Raw genomic sequence first — 18486 nt, 5'->3', positions numbered from 1 at the left:
AATAAAAGTTGCTATAATCGCGATAAAAATATAAAAAATGGAGATAAATTTTATGGATGATTCAATACTTGAAGGTGCAGTAAAATTTATGGAAGATGGCTTTTTAGAGCACGAAGAGCTCTTTAAAAGTCTGCAACACAAACAAGATCCGCACACGCTTTTCATATCTTGTGTGGATTCAAGGGTTGTGCCAAATTTGATAACAAACTGCCTGCCAGGTGAGCTTTTTATGGTGCGAAATATCGCAAACATCGTGCCACCTTATAGGGTGAGTGAAGAGTTTTTGGCGACTACTTCGGCGATCGAATATGCGCTTGAAGTTTTAAACATCAAAAACATTATCATTTGCGGACACTCTGACTGTGGTGGATGTGCGGCGCTTTATGTTGATGAAAAGAAGCTAAAAAATACTCCAAACGTTAGAAACTGGATCAGGCTAATAGAGCCTATCAAGCGAGAAGTGCTTAAATTTACAAGCGATGATCCAGCCAAAATGGCGTGGCTAACCGAGAGGCTAAACGTGATAAATTCGATAGAAAACATAATGACATATCCAAATGTAAAAGAGGAGTATGAAAGTGGCAAGCTTCAAATTTATGGCTGGCACTACATCATAGAAACTGGCGAAATTTTTAGCTACGATTTAAAAGAGGGCACGTTTAAACTTCTAGCGGACAAAAGAGGCGAAAATGCGTAAATTTCTAACCATCATCCTGCTTTCTTTCATAACTCTTTTTGGCGTTGATAACAACGTAACGCAAGAAGACGATATCATCAGCATAACAAATCAAATTCAAACCCTAAACAGCCAGATAAATATCATAAAATCTCAGCAAAAAGACCTAAACGCTTCAAAGATCGATAACTCAAATTTGATCACTCTTCAAAAGAAAAAGAGCGATCTTTTAGAAAAGATACCAAACTACGTCATGCAGATCGAGGTAACACAAAGCGATATAAATAAATTTAATCTGCAAAAAGAGGCACTAGAGAAAAAGGTCGCAAGACTTGAGAAGCAGTCAAACAAGGATGCCTACATCCAAAGTGCTATCGAGCTTGAGAAGATGAAGGTTGATTACGCTTACTACTCAGCGCTTATTAGCCTAGAAGAGGTCTTTAAAAAGGGTGCTAAGGCAAATTCTATAAAAGAAGTGATAGATAATGGACTTTTAAATTTACAGACAAATTCTTATGTAAGTATAAAAGATCTAAAAGACTCACTAAATGACACTTCAGGCTCTTATGACAGCGCCTTTTTTGATCTTGAACTAAAAAAAGAGAGTGAAGAAGAAATTTTAACCTATCTTAAAAATAACGCCGATCTTCTAAGCTCAAGCATGCTCTTGTCTGAGCTAAATTTAGTCGATGCAGTCGAATACATAAACAAAACAACTGACATAAATTCAAGTAAATTTAACATCGGCAAGATTGTTGTTATCGTTGCGATATTTTTATTTTTCGTTTCGCTAACTAGAATTCTAGCCAAACTAACCTACTGGCTAATGTCACTCATCGCTTCAGGCGAAGGGGTAAAAGAGGCTAAAAATCAGATCGTTGATATCGTGAAAAAGCCGATCTCAGCACTTCTTATCATCTATGCGCTAAATATCTGTATCGGCGTCGGATTTTACCCAGTGCCAGTGCCTCTAACGGTAGCAAATATCTTTTCTATCATATATATAGTCGCATTTTCATGGCTTGTCCTAACCATACTAAATGGCTACGGCATCGCTATAATCGACAAGATCGCGCAAAAAAGCAAGCGTAAAGAGGTGATAAACCTAGCGCTAAAAGTGATCTACGTGATCGTGCTAATTATCACACTTTTACTGATCCTTCAAAAGCTTGGATTTGATATCTCAGCGCTCATCGCCTCACTTGGTATCGGTGGTCTTGCCGTTGCCTTCGCTGCTAAAGACATCATCGCAAACTTCTTTGCCTCTGTTATGATGCTCTTTGACAACTCATTTTCACAAGGCGACTGGATAGTTTGTGGCGACATCGAGGGTACGGTCGTTGAGATAGGATTTAGAAAAACAACTGTTAGAAGCTTTGATAACGCCCTTATCTTCGTGCCAAACTCAAAGCTAGCAAGCGATCCTGTTAGAAACTGGAGCAGAAGAAAGGTCGGCAGACGTATAAGGATGGTTATTGGCATCGAGTATGGACCAACTACAGAAGAGATCAAAAAATGTGTAAATGACATCAAAAATATGCTGATAAATCACCCTGATATCGCTAAAAGCGAAGATATCGCAGCTAATAAAAGAGGCCTAAAATATAGACAAAACATAGTTTCAGTTGATGACTACGCTGGGTATAAGTCAAATTTATTTGTCGTGGTTGATGACTTTGCTGATAGCTCGATAAATATCCTAGTTTATTGCTTTGCAAAAACTATCGTTTGGGGCGATTTTCTAGACGTAAAACAAGATGTAATGCTAAAAATTATGGATATTTTAAAGCAAAATGGTCTAAATTTTGCATTCCCAAGCCAAAGCTTGTATATCGAAAATATCAAAGATAAAATTTAAGGAGAGAAAAATGAGTGATGATTTTGACTACGAAGAGGTAGAAGAAGACTACTCTGAATTTAACGACGAGGACGAGGATAGTAGCGATAGCTATGACTATAACTACGACGAAAATGACTACAACTATGAAGATAGCGATGAGGATGAGGATAGTTACGACTCGTATTAAAATGATCTAAATTAAATTTAATGGATGAAATTAACGGAGAGAATGCTTGGTACAGGAATTTATAGAGCAAGATAGCTATAAGGCTATCGATGACATTTACAAAACGATATTAAACGTAGCGATAGCAAGTAACGCCTTTGTCTTGATCGTACTGTGTAGTTTTTACTTTGACTTAACGATCATTTTTATCTGTTTTTTATTTCTTTCTATTAGCACTGCTTTAAGGATTAGATTTAATATCAAATACAGATTTTTAATCTCGGCCATCTTTCAACTAAATGTCATCACCGCAGTTATCGCTGGCGTTGTTGGCATGGGCTGGAGCTCTAATATATGGATAACACTCCTTGGTGTTATCTTTATAAACTACTTTTTGGCTTTTAACCAAAGGCTTCTTACATACTCTGTCTGCCTTCTTGAGCTATTTGTCCTTTTGTGGTTATATCTTACATATAAAGATAAAGTGGTTGAGATAGACACCATGGTACAAATAGGCTCAACCTGTATAAGCGTTTTCTTTACTTTTTACTTGGTCTTTAGACTTTCGTTTTTCTCTGATGCGATCACATCTAGTGGCTACAAACAGATCAGTGAAGAGAAAGAGGAGATAGAGAGAATTTCTAAGTATGACTTTTTAACCGGTCTTTTAAATAGACGCTCTATCGAAAGAACGCTTAGATATGAGCTAAAAGAGCTTAGAGAAAAAAGCAGTGACGCAAATTTAGTCGTTATGCTAGGAGATATAGATAACTTCAAAAAGATAAATGACACCTATGGACACGACTGGGGCGACAAGGTCTTAAAAGAGATCGCAAGAGCCTTGCAAGATACTTTTAGAGAAAATGACCACATTTGTAGATGGGGTGGAGAGGAATTTCTAGTTATCTTGCCTGAAGTTAAAACTGAAGACGTAAAAAAGGTAGAAACCAGACTTGGCACAAGGATAGCGCAGGTAAAACTGCCTGATAAGAGCTCAGTAACCATGACCTTTGGTCTAGTCCTTTGCGCAAATGGCGTTATAACTGATATCGACACAGTCATAAACAAAGCTGATAAAAAGCTATATGAGGGTAAGAAAAATGGCAAAGACCGCATCGAGTATGAGATCATGAAGGCAAATAAGGACAAAGACAATGCCTAAAATTTCACTTTATATCTCACAAAAGATCATCGTCTTTTCACTTCTAGCTGTACATACTTTTTACCTAGTTATGTTCTGCCTCATGGGCGAAGAAATTTTGGCTGTGGCAAACATCCTTTCTGTTAGCATATATCTTTTTGCACTAAAGATACTCTTTGATAGCGAAGAGAACAACAAGATCGTGATGCTCATCTTGCAAGTAGAAATTTTACTCCACGCCTCACTTTGCGTCTTTATCCTTGGTCTAGGCTGGGGCTTTGAAATTTTATTTTTAACATCAACTATTAGCCTCTTTTTCTTATCAGTTAGCTTTAAAATGTTAAGCAGAATTATCTCTTTGCTAGATATCGCGGCATTTTTATTTTTTTATCTAGTGATAGATCTACCAGCAAAGGACGATCCTTTATACAAAGAGATATTTTTTGTATTTAACCTAACTGCATCTTGTGTGTTTGCTGTCTTAACATCATTTTTGCTAGAGAGCTCAAATTTATTTATATTCTTAGGCATCTTAGAAGAGAAAGAGTCCGCTAAAGCTGTCTTTAACCACGACCCACTAACTGGACTTTTAAACCGAGCTTCGATGCAACAAATTTTTAGACAAAAGAATTTATTTGACGGCAATGACTTTGCTATCGTGATGTGCGACATCGATAACTTTAAAAAGATAAACGACACCTACGGACACGGCGCAGGCGATGAAGTGCTAAAGAGCCTTTCTAAAATTTTCAAAAACGCTTTTAGAAATGAAGACAGGGTTGCAAGATTTGGCGGCGAGGAGTTTTTGGCTGTTATCTTTGACGTTAAAAAGGCAAAAGCGGTTAGCATCTTAGAGCGTATCAGAGAGACGCTTAATCAAAATGTCGTTGAATTTGAAAACCATAGGATCATAGCGACGATGACCTTTGGTGTCGTGGCTCACAGCGGCAACACTGAGGTAAATATCGAGCGTATGATCAAGCAAGCTGACGAGCTGCTTTATGTCGGTAAGAGAAATGGTAAAAATATCGTTATGAGTGCGGATTACGATCCAAAAGGATAAATTTAGAGGCCTAGGCCTCTAAATTTTAATGTCCATACATTATGTTTGGTAGCCAAAGTGAAATTTGCGGTATATAAGTAACCAAGATAAGGCCAAAGAACAAGGTTAGCGTCCATGGCAAGCACGCCACGATGACCTCTTTTAAGTTCATATTTGTAAGACCGCTTGCGACAAATAAATTTAGTCCAACAGGCGGAGTGACCATACCTATCTCCATATTTACAACCAAGATGATACCAAAGTGAATAGGATCAACACCAAGTTGCGTAGCTATCGGAAGCAAGAGTGGCACCATGATCATGATAACGCTTGAAGGCTCCATAAACTGACCCATGATAAAGAGCAAGATATTTACAAATATCAAGAACCCTATCATGCCGATATTTGCATCAAGTATCATCGATGCGATCGCTTGTGGGATCTGCTCGCTAGTTAGCAAATATGCAAAAACAACGGCATTTGCGATGATGAAAAATATCATAGCTGTTGTAAGAGCTGAGTCTAGGCAGATATCCCAAAGGTCTCTTATCTTTATATCTCTATATATGAAAAGTGAGATAAATAGCGCATAGACCGCACTTGCCGCAGCAGCTTCAGTCGGAGTGAATATGCCTCCATAAATTCCGCCAATGACCACGACGACGATAAGTAAAGCCCAAAATGCTTTTGCAAATTTCTGCACTCTTGCTTTAAATGGCTCAGCCTTAGTCGCTTTAAATCCAAGCTTTTTTGCGCCTACATAAGTTTGAACTAACATAAAAGCACCAAGCATAAGACCAGGCACGACGCCTGCCATAAAGAGCTTGCCGATACTTACCTCAGCAGTTACGCCATAAACTATCATAACAACTGAAGGCGGGATCAAAATCCCAAGCGAACCAGCCGTAGTTATGCCGCCCACTGCGTACTCTTTTGGATAGCCAGCCTCTTTTATAGCTGCAAACATAATTGAGCCAATAGCTACAACCGTCGCAGGCGAGCTTCCAGATACCGCCGCAAAGATGATGCAGGCAAATATCGCACTCATAGGCAAGCCACCTGGCAAGTGTCCGACCATAGACTTTGCAAAGTCGATGATACGCCTTGCTGAGCCGCCTTTGCTTAGTAAATTTCCAGCCAAGATAAACATCGGTATCGCCATTAGCGAAAATTTATTGATACCATCAAAAATTAGCTGCGGGATCGTAGCGATGTCAATATCTGTAAAAAATATCATCGTTAAAACGGTGCTTGTGCCTAACGAAACCGCGACTGGCACGCCTATTAGCATCAGTGCAAAAAGCAGGATAAATAAAAATGCTATTGTCATCTTTTTTCTCCTTAGTCTTTGACTACGCTACCATGAGCTAGCTCGTGCGCTTCGTTGCTTACGACCTTTGCTGCAGGAGTTAGAGCTACCTTGATAGCCTTTTCAGCCGAGCGGTAGCTAGCTGTGACGAAAGCTATTGGAAGCACTAGCATAGGGACCCATTGAGGTATACCAAGGTCTATTATCATCTGCTCGATCTCGTGTAAAATTTTGAGATAATCCACCGAATAAACCGCGATAAATATCAAAAAGACAGTTGTTAAGATGTGCGAAAAGAGCAGGCACGCTTTCGCAAGCGCTGGTGGAAATTTCTCCACCAAGATAGTTACGCTCACGTGGATACCCTTGTTAAAGCCGTATGCTGCGGCAAAAAACGCCGACCAAATGAAGAGGTAGTTTGATAGCTCGCTCGCCCATGACCAGCTTTTGTCGAAAAAGTATCTAGCCACGACGTTGGCAAAGGCTAGTAGCGTTCCACTAGCTAGCCCTAAAACGGCGATAGTCTTATTTAGCGATACTATCAATATATCAAGAGCGTTAATGAAATTTTTCATTATTTTGTCTCGATTGTTTTTTCTATAAGCTCTTTGCCGATGACATCGTAAAATTTAGGATAGATAGCCTGCATAGTCTTCTCCCACTCAGCTTTTTGTGCATCGTCTATCTTGAAAATTTCTAGCTTTTTAGTCTCTGCTATATATTTTTCAAGCTCGGCTATGACGTGAGCGTCCTCTTTAGCTGTCTCTTCTCTCTCGTAAGCTGTAGCTTCGCTTAGAGCTTGTTTTACATTTGCTTTTAGATCATCTGGTAACTTGCTCCAAAATTTATCACTCATAACGACTAGATAGCCTAGATATCCGTGGTGTGAAAGTGTAAGCGAGCTTTGAACCTCGTGAAATTTAGAGTTATAGAAATTTGATAGTGGGTTTTCAGTCGCATCAACTACGCCTTGTTGAAGCGCGGAATAAACCTCTGAAAATGGCAGAACTTGTGGGTTACCACCGATCGCTTTGATCTGCTCTTCAAGCACTTTTGAGCTTTGGATTCTAAATTTTTGTCCTTTTGCATCTTCTGGCACAAGAACTGGCTTTTTGCTCGAGCTAAAGTGCTTAAATCCAGCATCCCAATAATCAAGCGCCACAAAGCCCTTCTTAGTCACAAGGCCTTTTAGCTCCTCGCCGACCTCGCCGTCTTGGACTTTGTGAAGGTGGTCTGCATCTTTAAAGATGAAAGGCAGGTCAAATAGCTGAAACTGCGGCACGATAGGTGTAAATTTAGAAAAACTAGGAGCTGCCATTTGGACGTTGCCAAGCTTTAGCGCGCCAAAAACCCTATCATCATCAAGTAGCTGAGCTGATGGGAATACTTGAACTTTTAGTTTGCCCCCACTTAGCTCCTCAGCGCGCTTAGCAAAAAAGTCTGCCGCCTTGCCCTTTGGCGTAGAAGCCGCAACGACGTGCGCAAATTTGATCGTATATACTTTGTCAGCACCAAATGCTAAGCCACTGATGGCACAAGTGAAAAGTAAAGCTTGTAAGAATTTCATCTTTTATCCTTTGTAATGGTTTTGTTAGGTGCATTATAAATTTCAAAAATGAAAATTTGGAAATTTTGTTTCGTAAATGCACAATTATTTATTTTTATATGTGTAGTTTAGTAACAAATAGCCCTTGAAAAGTCAAATTTTGTTTTTGCAAATTTTTATAAATTTTTCAGTAAAGAGCTTTTGGATAATATTTGTTACGTTTTTACACACTAAATTTATTTTATTTTTGCTTTTATCAAATTTTAAATTTACTTATTCAAGCCTACCAGCCGTTTTGCCCTAAATTTAAAAGCAGGCAAGAATTGCAAATTTAGCTAGCTTAAATTTAGCCTATATTTTGGGGTTAAATTTAAAAGATTTTCATTTGTTAATCTTTTGTGGCTATAATGCGAAATAACAAATTTTATTATTAAGGAATTATTATGTTTGAATTAAGAAAACTTCCGTTTGACGCAAACCACAACGCAGTAGTAAGTGCTAAAACCTGTGAATACCACTACGGCAAGCACCACGCAACCTATGTTGCAAATCTAAACAATCTCATAAAAGATACAAAATTTGCTAACGCATCATTTTACGAGATCCTAAGAAATAGTGAAGGTGGCCTTTACAACAACGTCGCTCAAGTCTATAACCACGACTTTTACTGGGACTGCATCGCTAAAAAAAGCGAGATATCAAGCGAGCTAAAAGCTGCGATTGAAGCAAATTTCGCAAATTTTAAAGAGGAATTTTTAAAAGCAGCTACAACGCTTTTTGGCTCAGGCTGGGCGTGGCTTGTATTTGACCCAAGTAGCAAAAAGCTAGAGATCGTGCAAACTAGCAACGCAAAAACTCCAGTGAGCGATGGCAAAGTGCCACTTCTAGTCGTTGATGTTTGGGAGCACGCTTACTACATCGACAACTTCAACGCTCGTCCAAAATACCTAGAGACATTTTATGAGAACATAAACTGGGAATTTGTAAGCCAAGCTTACGAGTGGGCGCTAAAAGAGGGCCTTGGCTCAGTTGAGTTTTACACAAAAGAACTACATAAATAATATCTGGCGGGACCTCCCCGCCTTTATATTTCTGCTTTTTCTAAAATTCAAAATCATCAAATTTCTAAGCAAAATCACTTTTTGAAAGATAATGCGATTTTAAACGGCTCAAATTCTCGTTTTACCAAGTGAGTTTTCTTAAATTTAAAGTTGGCGCAAGATATCTAACTTTCAAATTTTTTTGAGTTGTTAAATTTAGCAATTAACTTGCACGATATTTACTTCTCTAAAAGGCGTAAAATACTCGTTTTAGCTACCACCCTTTTGGTGCGGTGGCTTTCACTTTAAATTTAGCACTATAAAACAACTTCACGCCTTTAAATTTAAAACCACCCTGATACTCAAAATGATCGCGGTCTTTACTGCTTTGAAAATACCTCTAAGCATTCGCGTTCAAAGGCTTTTTGCTTTAAATTTAACGAAAATCAAGACCAACGGCAACTATCTTGCCCTTAAATTTCTCTATTTCAAATTTAAACTGCTAATTTATGCTCCAAAGCTACTTAAAACTTCAAAACAACTCCCAAACGCGATCAAGACACTCTTGTTGGCACTCTAAGGCATGCTAGCGAAATAATCGCCTGCTCCATTACGACCAAGCAACTCCGCGCTTAAATTTAATGCAACAAAAAACAGCATAGGCTCGCTAGGCTTTAAATTTATGAATAATACTTACTTTAATATTTAAGAAATGGGAGCAGTATTTGTTACTTCAAAATGCCCCTAGTAGCTATTTTGTATCAAGCAAGGACGGCTTAAATTTCAAAGCCACCCAGCCAAAATTTATCTTTTTGAAGTGTATAAATTTATACCATTTTGTAAGCGTTTTAGCCCTTCAAGCACCCTTTCGCGCTGCGTCGCGATATTCATACGAAGGAAAAATCTATCTCCTCTGTAAGCGTTGCCGTCATTTAGCCAAAGTCCAGCTTTATCGCGCAAGAAATTCATAAATTCACTCGAATCCTCGCAAAACGCACTGCAGTCAAGCCACAAAAGATAGGTCGCACTTGATGGCAAGAGCTTCACTGGTAAGCCTTGCTCTTTTATGAAGTTTGCGACGACCTTTTTGTTTTCAAAAAGATACTCTCTAAGCTCATCAAGCCACGCCTCGCCCTCGTTAAATGCGGCGATTGCGGCGATGATCGCAAAGGCATTTGCCTCGCCGACCTCATCGTAGTTGATAGCAGCATTTAGCCTTGATCTGATCTTTTCATTTGGCGTGACAACGGCTGAGCTTTGAAGGCCAGCTATGTTAAAGGCCTTTGTAGGCGAGATGCACGTGATGGAGTTGTTTTTGCACTCCTCGCTCACGCTGATAAATGGCACGTAGTTTAGCCCAGGATCAGTTATGTCGCAGTGAATTTCGTCGCTGATAACCAAAACATCGTGCTTATAGCAAAGCTCGCCTATCTTTTTAAGCGTCTCTTTGTCCCAAATTTTGCCTATTGGGTTGTGGGGATTACATAGAAGCATCATGGTAGTTAGCGGCTGAGCTAGCTTTGCCTCTAGGTCGTCAAAGTCGATCTCATAAGAGCCATTTTTATAGACGAGGTCGTTTGATAAAATTTCACGTCCGTTGTTTTTGATGCAGTTAAAAAAAACGTGATAGACAGGCGCTTGCACTAAAATTTGATCTCCTGGGCTGCTAAATCTCCTAATAGCAGTCGAGATAGCTGGTATGACGCCCGTGCAAAAGCACATCCACTCATTCTCAAAGCTCACGTTGTGGCGTCTTTGCCACCAGCTCTTTATCGCTTCGTTCCACTCTTTTGGGATGAAAGAGTAGCCAAAGACGCCGTTATCAAGGCGCTTTTGCAGGACGCTTAAGATCTCAGGTGCGGCCTTAAAGTCCATATCCGCAACCCACATCGGCAAAACATCGCTCTTCATACGCCATTTTGATGAGTTTGTGCCTTCTCTGCTTACTAATGTGTCAAAATCGTACTTCATAGCTTTTCCTTAAATAAAATTTTAAATCAATTATAACCCAAAAGATACTAAGATGATTTAAAAATTTAATACCCAAAAAGGAAAAATGATGAAACTAGCTCAGGCTCTCATCCTAAGATCTGACACGCAAAAGCGCATCGAACAGCTAAAAGTTAGGCTACTTAGCAACGCAAAAACGCAGGAGAATGAAAGTCCAAGCGAGGATCCAAAGCTGCTTTTAAAAGAGCTTGACAAGCTAACAAGCGAGCTTTTTACGCTCATTTGCTCTATAAATTTAACAAATTCAAGTGCAAAATTTGAAGGCATGAGCCTCACTGAGATGATCGCTAAAAAGGACGCTCTCAGCCTAAAAGCAAATGTGCTTAGGGAGTTTGCCACGAGTGCTAGTCAAAAGGTCGATCTTTACTCAAACAGCGAGATCAAAATTTTAAGCACAGTCGATGTGAGCGCACTTCAAAAACAAGTAGATGCGCTTTCAAAAGAGATCAGAGAGCTTGAGATGAAGCTTCAGGAGGCAAACTGGTCGGTTGATCTAGTAGAGTAAAATTTATGGTAAAAATTTAGCCAAAAGCGAGTAAAAAACCATACATTGGCGGCTTGCGAAGACCAGGCAAAAGCTTAAATTTAGTCTTAGCAATCTTACAAATGCAAATTTAAAAAGCACTTTTACTACCACTTACTGGTTTGGCTATATTTTGGGTGGGTTTGGGGAAAATTAATCTTTATCATGTAAAATTTCGTAAATTTTTAAAAAGGAAATTTATGAAACTAGACACTCTAATCGTAAAAGGCATCGAAGCTAAAAACAACCCAAACAAAGCGGTCGTTCCGCCAGTATTTTTAGCTAGCACCTTTGTGCAAGATGACCTTGAAAATTTTCAAGAATTTGCCTACTCACGTGGTAACAACCCTACGAAAAAAGCCTTTGATGATATCTTTGCTAAAGTTGAAGGTAGCAAATACGCATTTAGCTTTGGCTCAGGCATGGCAGCAACAGCAGCTGCACTTAGCCTTATCAAAACAGGGCAAAAAGTCCTGCTAAATAGCAACGTCTATGGCGGCACATATAGATATGTCACGACAGTTTTTGAAAGCCACGGCATAAAGAGCGAATTTATAGATGATCTAAATTTTTTAAGCGAAGATGACATAAGCGACGACGTGGCAGCCATCTTCATCGAAACTCCCTCAAATCCTCTCTTAAGAGTGACTGATATCGCTAGAATTTCAAAGATCGCTCACAAAAAGGGCGCTCTAGTCATCGTGGATAACACATTTTTGACGCCCTACTATCAAAAAGTGCTTGAGCACGGAGCTGACATCGTGGTATATAGCGCTACAAAGTATATCGGCGGACACGCTGACGTGATCGCTGGTATCGTCACGCTAAACGACGATGCTTTGACTGAAAAGATCAAATTTGCTAAAAACACGCTTGGTGGCATCATCAGTCCGATGGATGCATACTACCTAATACGTGGGCTTAAAACGCTTAGCGTTAGGTTTGATAGACAAACGCAAAATACCCATAAAATCATAAAATTTTTGCAGAATAATGACGCCGTTAGCGTGGTGCATTTCCCTGGCTCATACAGCGAGCAAGAGGCAAAGATGCAAGCGGCTCAAGCAAGCGACATCGGTGCTCTTATATCATTTGAGCTTGATGAAAAATATGATGTAAATAAATTTGTAAAAGCGTTAGAAATTTTTGATCTAGCAGTGAGCCTTGGTGGCGTAGAGAGCCTTATCTGCAGGCCTGCTACGATGACGCACGAGGCATATCCAAAAGAGTTGCTAGACAAGATCGGCATAAAGCAAAATTTGCTTCGCCTAGCCATCGGCATCGAAAACGCAGGTGATCTAATAGCCGACCTTGATCAAGCATTTAAAAAAGCTAAAAGATAAGGAGAAATCATGGCAACTACAAAATTTAAAGGCAGTGAGGTAAATTTAAGCGGAAATGAGCTATTTGTCGGCTCTTATGCGCCTGAAGCAATAGTCGTAGCGCAAGATCTTAGCGAATTTAGCGTGGGCGGAAATAACGGCATAGAGGTGCTTGTCTGCTTACCATCACTTGATACTGGCGTTTGCGCGGCTGAGGCTCGTAAATTTAACGAAAAAGTGGCTGGCAAACACGGCGTAAAACTTAGCATCATCTCAAACGACCTGCCATTTGCGATGGGAAGATTTTGCACGACTGAGGGCATAGCAAACCTGCGTGTGGGAAGCGACTTTAGATACGGCGAATTTGCCCAAAACTACGGCATGCTGATGAGTGATGGAGCGCTAAAAGGCCTACTTGCAAGAGCGGTCTTTGTCATCAAAGATGGCGTCATCATCCACAAGCAAATCGTCCCTGAAGTGACAGAGGAGCCAAACTACGACGCAGTTTTTGACGCGATAAAACAAAGCGGCGGATGTGGTTGTGGCTGCGGCTGCCATTAAAATTTACTATGCAAATAGCCCAGCTATGATGGCAAAGAGCTGACTGCCTGTCACCACCAGCTCGGCTCCCTCTTTTACACCTCTTAAAACTGGCCTTATGGAGGCTAGTTTTAGGCTTGATTTTTCTTTTATTTGTTCATTTTTCGGCGGCAAGTCTTGCGTGATGCTTGCGTATTTTTTGATAACATCTACCACCTGCCTTATCTCATCTGGCAAATTTTCATCTAAATTTTTAGGCAGTGAAATATATAAATTTTCACGGCTTCTAGTTAGTAAGACGTAAATTTTTCTATAAAAAAGCGCCCTTTCATTTTTATATATGGTCTGCAAAAACGGCAAAAAGTTGTGGATGATGACATTTTGTGCTTCAAGGCCTTTAATGGACTGTATCGTCAAAACCTCTACGTTTTTGTCCTCTGGCAAGACGCTCTCTTTTATGGCATTTACAGCGACCTTGCTATTACTTAAAACGACACTTGTTTCGCCATTTTGCAAGGCTTTTAGACACTTTTTAAGCTCTGCAAATTCATCAAGCTCGGCTACTTTTATGCTGCCGTCTTGCAAGATACACTGGATGTCTGAGATGAAGTCTTGATTTAGATAAAAGCTCTTTTTGTAGTAGTCATTTATCGCTGAGTCCTTTTGCAAGATCTCAAATGCGCACCTAGCGATATTTGAAGGTGTTCGGTAGACGTTTTTTAGATTTTTCACGCGCCCTCTCATGTCGATACGCTCAAATTTTGGATGGTGAAAGATGTCGGCGATGTTGTTCATAGTGTATGTGTAAAATTTCTGCGCCTCGTCGATGAAAAATATGCAGTCCTTTATCTCCTCGTAGATGACGCGCATAAAGCCAGCTGGCATATCCTGGGTTTCGTCGCAAAGGACGTAGTCGATCGGGTGCTTTGCAAGGTGGGCTTTAAATTTCGCTCTAAACTCGGCTATTGCTTCATCTGATTCGTAAATTTGATACTTTTGGCTGATATTTGTATTTTCATCCATGCCAAGCTTGCTCTCATCAAATTCTATGCGTTTTAGCAGCGAGATGATCGGATAAACGGCGATATTTTTGTTTATAAATTTATCGCCAAAGCTTGATTTGATATTTTGAGCCAAATTTTTATTAAAGCAAAGCACGAGAAATTTCTCATTTTCGTCACGCTCAAGCCTATTTGCAACAAAATTTGCAAGTATCATCGTCTTACCAGTGCCGGCCACGCCTCTGATCACGCGAAAACCGCCAGTGTAGCCATTCATGATACTAAGCTGCTTGTGGTCAAAAAACATCACTTCATCTTTCGTGATTATCGGGATTATCTTTTGTTTTAGCCTGCTTTGATTGACAAGCATTTCTGAAATTTTAAGAAACTCTTTTTTGTTTGGCAGCGTGCTTATAGAGGAGTTGAAAAATTTAGCAAAGATGTCTTCGTCTGTTAGATCGTCCTTGAAAAAGGTGTGATTTTTTAATTTTAGATAGCTTGGATTTTTCGCGTAAAATTTACTAGCCTCGGCCTTGCTGATAGAGGGGAAAATGACCCTGTACTCGACATTTATAGGCACTTTTTTAAGCTCTGACTCTATCTTTGCAAGAAGCATTCTTTGATAAATTTTCACCTGTTCGTATGGATTATTTTCGTCTATTTGCTCAAGATCATCCCAGTTTTTCACCTCGATGACGTAAATTCCAAGCGCTGGATGGAGCAAAAGCAGATCTATCTCCCTAGACGAGCCCGCAGGATCGTCGATGCTCGCCTTTGGGATTAGATAGTAGTTTTCATCGCCCTTTTGATTTAAAATTTTACCGATAGCCTCGAGCACATCGGCCTCACCCTGCTCACCTTTAAATATCTTACTAAAAATGCTTTTTATGTTCATAAACCACTCCTTTAGATTTTTAACAACTTTGCTATTTTATAAATTTTAATCTTAGAGTTTGAAGCGGTTGAGCTATCAAGCTAGCTTTTTTATGACAATGTGGGTCCTAGCCAACTAGCAGAGTGGTTTTAATCATTTAAATATAAGTTCTTTTTTCTTTTAAACATACCAAAAATCATGGTTTTAGCGCATACCATGCCGCCTCTCTTGCTTTTTTAAACTAAAAGTAAGCTTTGTATTTTATCTCGCCTAAAATTTTTACTATTTAAGATACGCAAATTTTAGTTTTTAGTTATTTATTGATTATTTTTCTAAAAACTTAGTAAATCCTGCTATTTTAGAGCTCTCGTGCCAGTTTAAATACCACAAAATTTCTCCAAAATTTAGAGACGAAATGTATTATTTTAATTTCTATACCTTTGTATTTTTTATTTGCATTAAATCTAAATTTTTATAGCAAAAATATAAAATTTAAAATAAGTAAAATGAGTGAAAAATAAAAGCGATTTAAAATTTGAAGTGGCCGGGAGATAGGGACACCTAGAGTGTAAAAACATTTTTCATTACTACAAGTACCTAAAAATGGGATTTCTATGGCATTTTTAAGAGTATAAATATTGACTCTTTCTGGGTAAAAAGATGTAAAAAGTCTATGTAACAAGTCTAGCACCATTAATTCCTTTCCTCTGCGATATTTTATATAAAATTTCGTCCAAAATTTTAGACGATTTTTATTTAAATATATTAATCGGCAACCGCCAGGTTACCTAGATACTTAGTCTTTTGCCTGACGCTATCGCACCTTCAAGCGTGCTTAGCGTTAGCGAATCGTTGTCTGGGTTTAGTAGTCTATCGAGAGCGGCACAACTGGTTTTCATGAGCTTAGTCATCTTTGTTTTGGTTGCACATTCCAGCTTTAAGCTAACCTCCGATATAACCAACAAAAGGCTTTGTATTTACCGTATATTATATCAAATGCTCCAATTTCCCATCCTAAGCTCGCTTATATCTTTAAAATCTTTTTCGTTATTCGTAACCAAAATAAGATTATTGCCAAGCGCTACGGCAGCAATCAGCATATCCATATCGCCTATCCTTCTGTTTTTATTTCTCATCTCAAGCCTTATTTTACCATAGCTTGCTGCGCATTTACTCGTAAAATCCAAAACGCCGAAATTTGAGATAAAATCGCCCATCTGTAACAAGTATTCTATGATTTTAAGGAGCTTTTAGAGTATTTTTAATAAAAAACTTGTCCGATTATCAGGACAACTTTTTCTAGAATTTTTAGCTATAGAAAATTTTTGTTTTAATAAAATCAAAGACTCTAAAGTGCTATAATCTACCCAAATTTAAAAGGACTTTTATGACTACCATGATAAACATTCAAACAACTGCAGATAATACCACTCTCGAAGCGATAAAGGCTCTACTTTTTAAAATAGATCCAGCTGCTATTTTTGAAACCTATGGTGAGCAGCAAAACTATCTTAGTAAAGAGGACGAAGAGCACCTAAAGAGGATTTCTGATATGGATGATAAAGGAGAGCTAGAGTATGTCTCAATGGACGAAATGAGTGCTCATGTAAATTCTCTTTTTAAAAAATACGGTGCTTAAATGCAGCAAATTCCTTATTTAAGCAAGGAATTTCTAAGCCAACTTGATGCGATTTTAGATTTTTACTCTAAGGATAGCATTGAGACTGCTCGGGCTTTTTATTGCGAGCTATTAGAAAGACTAAAAAGTATCTCTTATATGCCTTATAGATTTAGAAAAAATAAAACAATCAATAGAGAAGACACAAGAGATCTTATCTTTAAAGGATATGTGGTGGTCTTTCGTATAGAACAAGATCACATAAAAATACTTGCAATATATAAGCACAATCTTACTTCTTACTCATAGAAATACGCTATTAGCTTAAATTTATAGAGGCTATAGCTTCTAAATTACTATTTAGCTCTTGCATCTTAATCTCCACAGGAAAGGCTATACCAAAGTATTCAAGCTCTCTTTTTAGCTTGATATTTGTATTTGCATGAGTTATGACTAGATTATAAATTTCTTCTTTTACTTGCCTTATCTCTTCTCTTGCAAGCTCTATTTCAATATTCTTTTTGATAAGCTCTTGATTAGCCTTGCAAAGCTCATTTTTAGTAGTTTGCAGCTCCGTCTCTTGAGCTTTATATAAGCTTTCTTGATCGCTAAGTCTTGTTCTTTGTGTTTGATTTTCATACTCTAGCTCTTCTACCTTTACTTTTTGCTCTTCACTATATCCAGTAATGATCCCTATATATGTCTCATCTTTTTCAATGATAGCCTCTAGCTCTTCTAGTTTTTTCATAAGCTTATCATTTTCGCTGGCTATTCTAAAAGCTTTTAGTTTTTTATGCTTACTACCACCATCTCCTTTTATCATTCCCAGAATTTCAGCGTTTGTGTTATATACAGTTTTAAAAACGGTTTTATAGTCCAAATTTGGATCAGTTGTATTCTTTTTGAATCTTTGCATTTGGTTTCTGCCATTTACTAGGCTATTCCATTCTACATGAGCATGCTTTTGAAATATTGGTTCAAATTTTTCATATTCGAGTTCGGCCCCTTTTTCATAGTATTGCTTGCCATTTATGCTCTCTTTTATATGTATGTAATAAGCTCTGCCATCCTTATCTGTAATGTATGTGCCACCTAGTTTGCCATTTTCATCATGAAATAGTGGAAATATCTCCTTGTTATCGCTCTTTCTTAAAAGGTGCCCTTCATCACTATGAATGTATAAATTTATGGGTTCAATATTTAAAATTTTGCTTACAGCTTTTATGGATTTTAGTAAGCTTGATAGTTGCGTATGCTCGTTTAGTCCTATGACACATTCATAGTGACAATTTTGTTTTAGTGGTTTTTTGCCCTTATGCTTATCTATCAACTTTATCTTGCCAAGATGTGATACTTCATACTTCATCTCATCTCTTCTTTTTTGCCATAAGTCATCAAAGCTAAGCTTATTTAATCTTATGTGCCTCACAGGCTTTTTCAAGATGCCATATTTTTCATTTAGATAGTATCTTGGCATTAGGTAGCCAGGTTTTTCTTCTCTGCTATTATGAGCATTTGTGCGGTCACTAGCTAGCTCAAATGTTATATTTGCTTGTTGGTTTTTAAACATATTGCCTCTTTAATTTAATATCTATTTATAGTAATTATATGTGTTTGGGCAAAAATCATTAGCCTAAACCATTTTATTGCCCAAATTGGTTTAGAGAGCTCTAAACCTTTGGGCTCTGCGAGGCTTTTTAATGTAAAAGAGAGATTTGACCTACATTCTTTTAAAATATAAGTCATATTCTAGAGCTAGACTAAATGAGTCCTTTATGCCTTAGCTTGTTTGTGCATCATCTGCTACATAGGCATTTTTCTAATCGCATATTTTACGT

At 38.3% G+C, this 18486-nt stretch carries 18 protein-coding genes; 11 read left to right on the top strand and 7 right to left on the bottom strand.

Annotated elements, in window-relative coordinates; genetic code table 11:
• Positions 1-52 precede the first annotated feature (52 nt).
• From MTT09_RS10195 to MTT09_RS10175, 5 genes are read left to right on the top strand one after another with little or no spacing between them, the layout of a single operon-like run.
• On the top strand, positions 53-697 hold the full coding sequence (locus tag MTT09_RS10195) for a carbonic anhydrase (RefSeq protein ID WP_021086289.1): 645 nt from the start codon (positions 53-55) through the stop codon (positions 695-697).
• Positions 690-2534: a mechanosensitive ion channel domain-containing protein gene (locus MTT09_RS10190; RefSeq protein ID WP_429803754.1), complete on the top strand. Its 1845-nt coding sequence runs from the start codon at positions 690-692 to the stop codon at positions 2532-2534. The genes MTT09_RS10195 and MTT09_RS10190 overlap by 8 nt, the downstream gene beginning before the upstream one ends.
• A 10-nt stretch (positions 2535-2544) precedes the next feature.
• Positions 2545-2703, top strand: coding sequence for a hypothetical protein (locus MTT09_RS10185; protein ID WP_002941615.1), 159 nt, complete (start codon positions 2545-2547; stop codon positions 2701-2703).
• Between the two features lie 46 nt (positions 2704-2749).
• Entirely contained in the window at positions 2750-3844 is a 1095-nt protein-coding gene (locus MTT09_RS10180) for a GGDEF domain-containing protein (protein ID WP_429803753.1), read from the top strand.
• Entirely contained in the window at positions 3837-4886 is a 1050-nt protein-coding gene (locus tag MTT09_RS10175; protein WP_193798651.1) for a GGDEF domain-containing protein, read from the top strand. The genes MTT09_RS10180 and MTT09_RS10175 overlap by 8 nt, the downstream gene beginning before the upstream one ends.
• A 25-nt stretch (positions 4887-4911) precedes the next feature.
• On the opposite strand, the gene MTT09_RS10170 is transcribed toward MTT09_RS10175, so the two are convergent.
• Genes MTT09_RS10170 through MTT09_RS10160 form a run of 3 tightly spaced genes read right to left on the bottom strand, consistent with a single transcriptional unit; the run spans position 4912 to position 7741 of the window.
• Entirely contained in the window at positions 4912-6195 is a 1284-nt protein-coding gene (locus MTT09_RS10170) for a TRAP transporter large permease (RefSeq protein ID WP_103568883.1), read from the bottom strand.
• An 11-nt stretch (positions 6196-6206) separates the two neighbouring features.
• Positions 6207-6749, bottom strand: coding sequence for a TRAP transporter small permease (locus tag MTT09_RS10165; protein WP_021084026.1), 543 nt, complete (start codon positions 6747-6749; stop codon positions 6207-6209).
• The gene (locus MTT09_RS10160; RefSeq protein ID WP_429803752.1) at positions 6749-7741 is read right to left on the bottom strand and encodes a DctP family TRAP transporter solute-binding subunit; all 993 of its coding nucleotides are present in this window, start codon (positions 7739-7741) and stop codon (positions 6749-6751) included. Before MTT09_RS10160 ends, MTT09_RS10165 begins: the two co-directional genes overlap by 1 nt.
• A 422-nt stretch (positions 7742-8163) precedes the next feature.
• Here MTT09_RS10160 and sodB point away from each other — a divergent pair, with 422 nt between their 5' ends.
• On the top strand, positions 8164-8781 hold the full coding sequence (sodB, locus tag MTT09_RS10155) for a superoxide dismutase [Fe] (RefSeq protein ID WP_107965538.1): 618 nt from the start codon (positions 8164-8166) through the stop codon (positions 8779-8781).
• Between the two features lie 783 nt (positions 8782-9564).
• Here sodB and MTT09_RS10150 read toward each other — a convergent pair.
• Positions 9565-10731 carry a MalY/PatB family protein gene (locus MTT09_RS10150; protein WP_087583613.1) on the bottom strand — a complete coding sequence of 389 codons (1167 nt, stop codon included), beginning with the start codon at positions 10729-10731 and terminating at the stop codon, positions 9565-9567.
• 88 nt (positions 10732-10819) lie between these two features.
• Here MTT09_RS10150 and MTT09_RS10145 point away from each other — a divergent pair, with 88 nt between their 5' ends.
• The 3 genes from MTT09_RS10145 (at position 10820) to tpx (ending at position 13176) form a co-directional block, all read left to right on the top strand.
• Positions 10820-11275, top strand: coding sequence for a DIP1984 family protein (locus tag MTT09_RS10145; protein ID WP_103613104.1), 456 nt, complete (start codon positions 10820-10822; stop codon positions 11273-11275).
• A gap of 218 nt (positions 11276-11493) precedes the next feature.
• Positions 11494-12636: a trans-sulfuration enzyme family protein gene (locus MTT09_RS10140; RefSeq protein WP_429803751.1), complete on the top strand. Its 1143-nt coding sequence runs from the start codon at positions 11494-11496 to the stop codon at positions 12634-12636.
• Positions 12637-12645: 9 nt separating this feature from the next.
• Entirely contained in the window at positions 12646-13176 is a 531-nt protein-coding gene (gene tpx / locus MTT09_RS10135) for a thiol peroxidase (RefSeq protein ID WP_429803750.1), read from the top strand.
• A gap of 6 nt (positions 13177-13182) precedes the next feature.
• On the opposite strand, the gene MTT09_RS10130 is transcribed toward tpx, so the two are convergent.
• On the bottom strand, positions 13183-15051 hold the full coding sequence (locus tag MTT09_RS10130) for an NERD domain-containing protein (protein WP_429803749.1): 1869 nt from the start codon (positions 15049-15051) through the stop codon (positions 13183-13185).
• Positions 15052-16022: 971 nt separating this feature from the next.
• On the bottom strand, positions 16023-16247 hold the full coding sequence (locus tag MTT09_RS10125) for a type II toxin-antitoxin system VapC family toxin (protein WP_103615032.1): 225 nt from the start codon (positions 16245-16247) through the stop codon (positions 16023-16025).
• A gap of 170 nt (positions 16248-16417) precedes the next feature.
• Between MTT09_RS10125 and MTT09_RS10120 the strand changes: the two genes are divergently transcribed.
• Together MTT09_RS10120 and MTT09_RS10115 are read left to right on the top strand one after the other, a co-directional pair.
• A complete protein-coding gene (locus MTT09_RS10120; protein WP_002941240.1) occupies positions 16418-16669 on the top strand; it encodes a hypothetical protein in 252 nt (83 codons plus the stop codon).
• Positions 16670-16957 carry a type II toxin-antitoxin system RelE/ParE family toxin gene (locus tag MTT09_RS10115; RefSeq protein ID WP_196088719.1) on the top strand — a complete coding sequence of 96 codons (288 nt, stop codon included), beginning with the start codon at positions 16670-16672 and terminating at the stop codon, positions 16955-16957. It begins immediately after the preceding gene.
• A 10-nt stretch (positions 16958-16967) separates the two neighbouring features.
• Here MTT09_RS10115 and MTT09_RS10110 read toward each other — a convergent pair whose 3' ends face one another.
• Complete coding sequence (locus MTT09_RS10110) at positions 16968-18218, bottom strand: hypothetical protein (protein WP_196088720.1); 1251 nt, start codon at positions 18216-18218, stop codon at positions 16968-16970.
• Between the last annotated feature and the right edge of the window lie 268 nt (positions 18219-18486).

The sequence above is a fragment of the Campylobacter concisus genome, assembly GCF_050447505.1.
GTDB lineage: Bacteria > Campylobacterota > Campylobacteria > Campylobacterales > Campylobacteraceae > Campylobacter_A > Campylobacter_A concisus_BP.
Note: the sequence above shows the minus strand (reverse complement) of the source record. Positions and strands in the feature narration are given on the sequence as shown.

Coding starts and splice junctions, on each gene's coding strand:
- MTT09_RS10195 (WP_021086289.1), top strand. CDS start 53: ATGGATGATTCAATACTTGAAGGTGCAGTAAAATTTATGGAAGATGGC.
- MTT09_RS10190 (WP_429803754.1), top strand. CDS start 690: ATGCGTAAATTTCTAACCATCATCCTGCTTTCTTTCATAACTCTTTTT.
- MTT09_RS10185 (WP_002941615.1), top strand. CDS start 2,545: ATGAGTGATGATTTTGACTACGAAGAGGTAGAAGAAGACTACTCTGAA.
- MTT09_RS10175 (WP_193798651.1), top strand. CDS start 3,837: ATGCCTAAAATTTCACTTTATATCTCACAAAAGATCATCGTCTTTTCA.
- MTT09_RS10170 (WP_103568883.1), bottom strand. CDS start 6,195: ATGACAATAGCATTTTTATTTATCCTGCTTTTTGCACTGATGCTAATA.
- MTT09_RS10165 (WP_021084026.1), bottom strand. CDS start 6,749: ATGAAAAATTTCATTAACGCTCTTGATATATTGATAGTATCGCTAAAT.
- MTT09_RS10160 (WP_429803752.1), bottom strand. CDS start 7,741: ATGAAATTCTTACAAGCTTTACTTTTCACTTGTGCCATCAGTGGCTTA.
- sodB (WP_107965538.1), top strand. CDS start 8,164: ATGTTTGAATTAAGAAAACTTCCGTTTGACGCAAACCACAACGCAGTA.
- MTT09_RS10150 (WP_087583613.1), bottom strand. CDS start 10,731: ATGAAGTACGATTTTGACACATTAGTAAGCAGAGAAGGCACAAACTCA.
- MTT09_RS10145 (WP_103613104.1), top strand. CDS start 10,820: ATGAAACTAGCTCAGGCTCTCATCCTAAGATCTGACACGCAAAAGCGC.
- MTT09_RS10140 (WP_429803751.1), top strand. CDS start 11,494: ATGAAACTAGACACTCTAATCGTAAAAGGCATCGAAGCTAAAAACAAC.
- tpx (WP_429803750.1), top strand. CDS start 12,646: ATGGCAACTACAAAATTTAAAGGCAGTGAGGTAAATTTAAGCGGAAAT.
- MTT09_RS10130 (WP_429803749.1), bottom strand. CDS start 15,051: ATGAACATAAAAAGCATTTTTAGTAAGATATTTAAAGGTGAGCAGGGT.
- MTT09_RS10125 (WP_103615032.1), bottom strand. CDS start 16,247: ATGGGCGATTTTATCTCAAATTTCGGCGTTTTGGATTTTACGAGTAAA.
- MTT09_RS10120 (WP_002941240.1), top strand. CDS start 16,418: ATGACTACCATGATAAACATTCAAACAACTGCAGATAATACCACTCTC.
- MTT09_RS10115 (WP_196088719.1), top strand. CDS start 16,670: ATGCAGCAAATTCCTTATTTAAGCAAGGAATTTCTAAGCCAACTTGAT.
- MTT09_RS10110 (WP_196088720.1), bottom strand. CDS start 18,218: ATGTTTAAAAACCAACAAGCAAATATAACATTTGAGCTAGCTAGTGAC.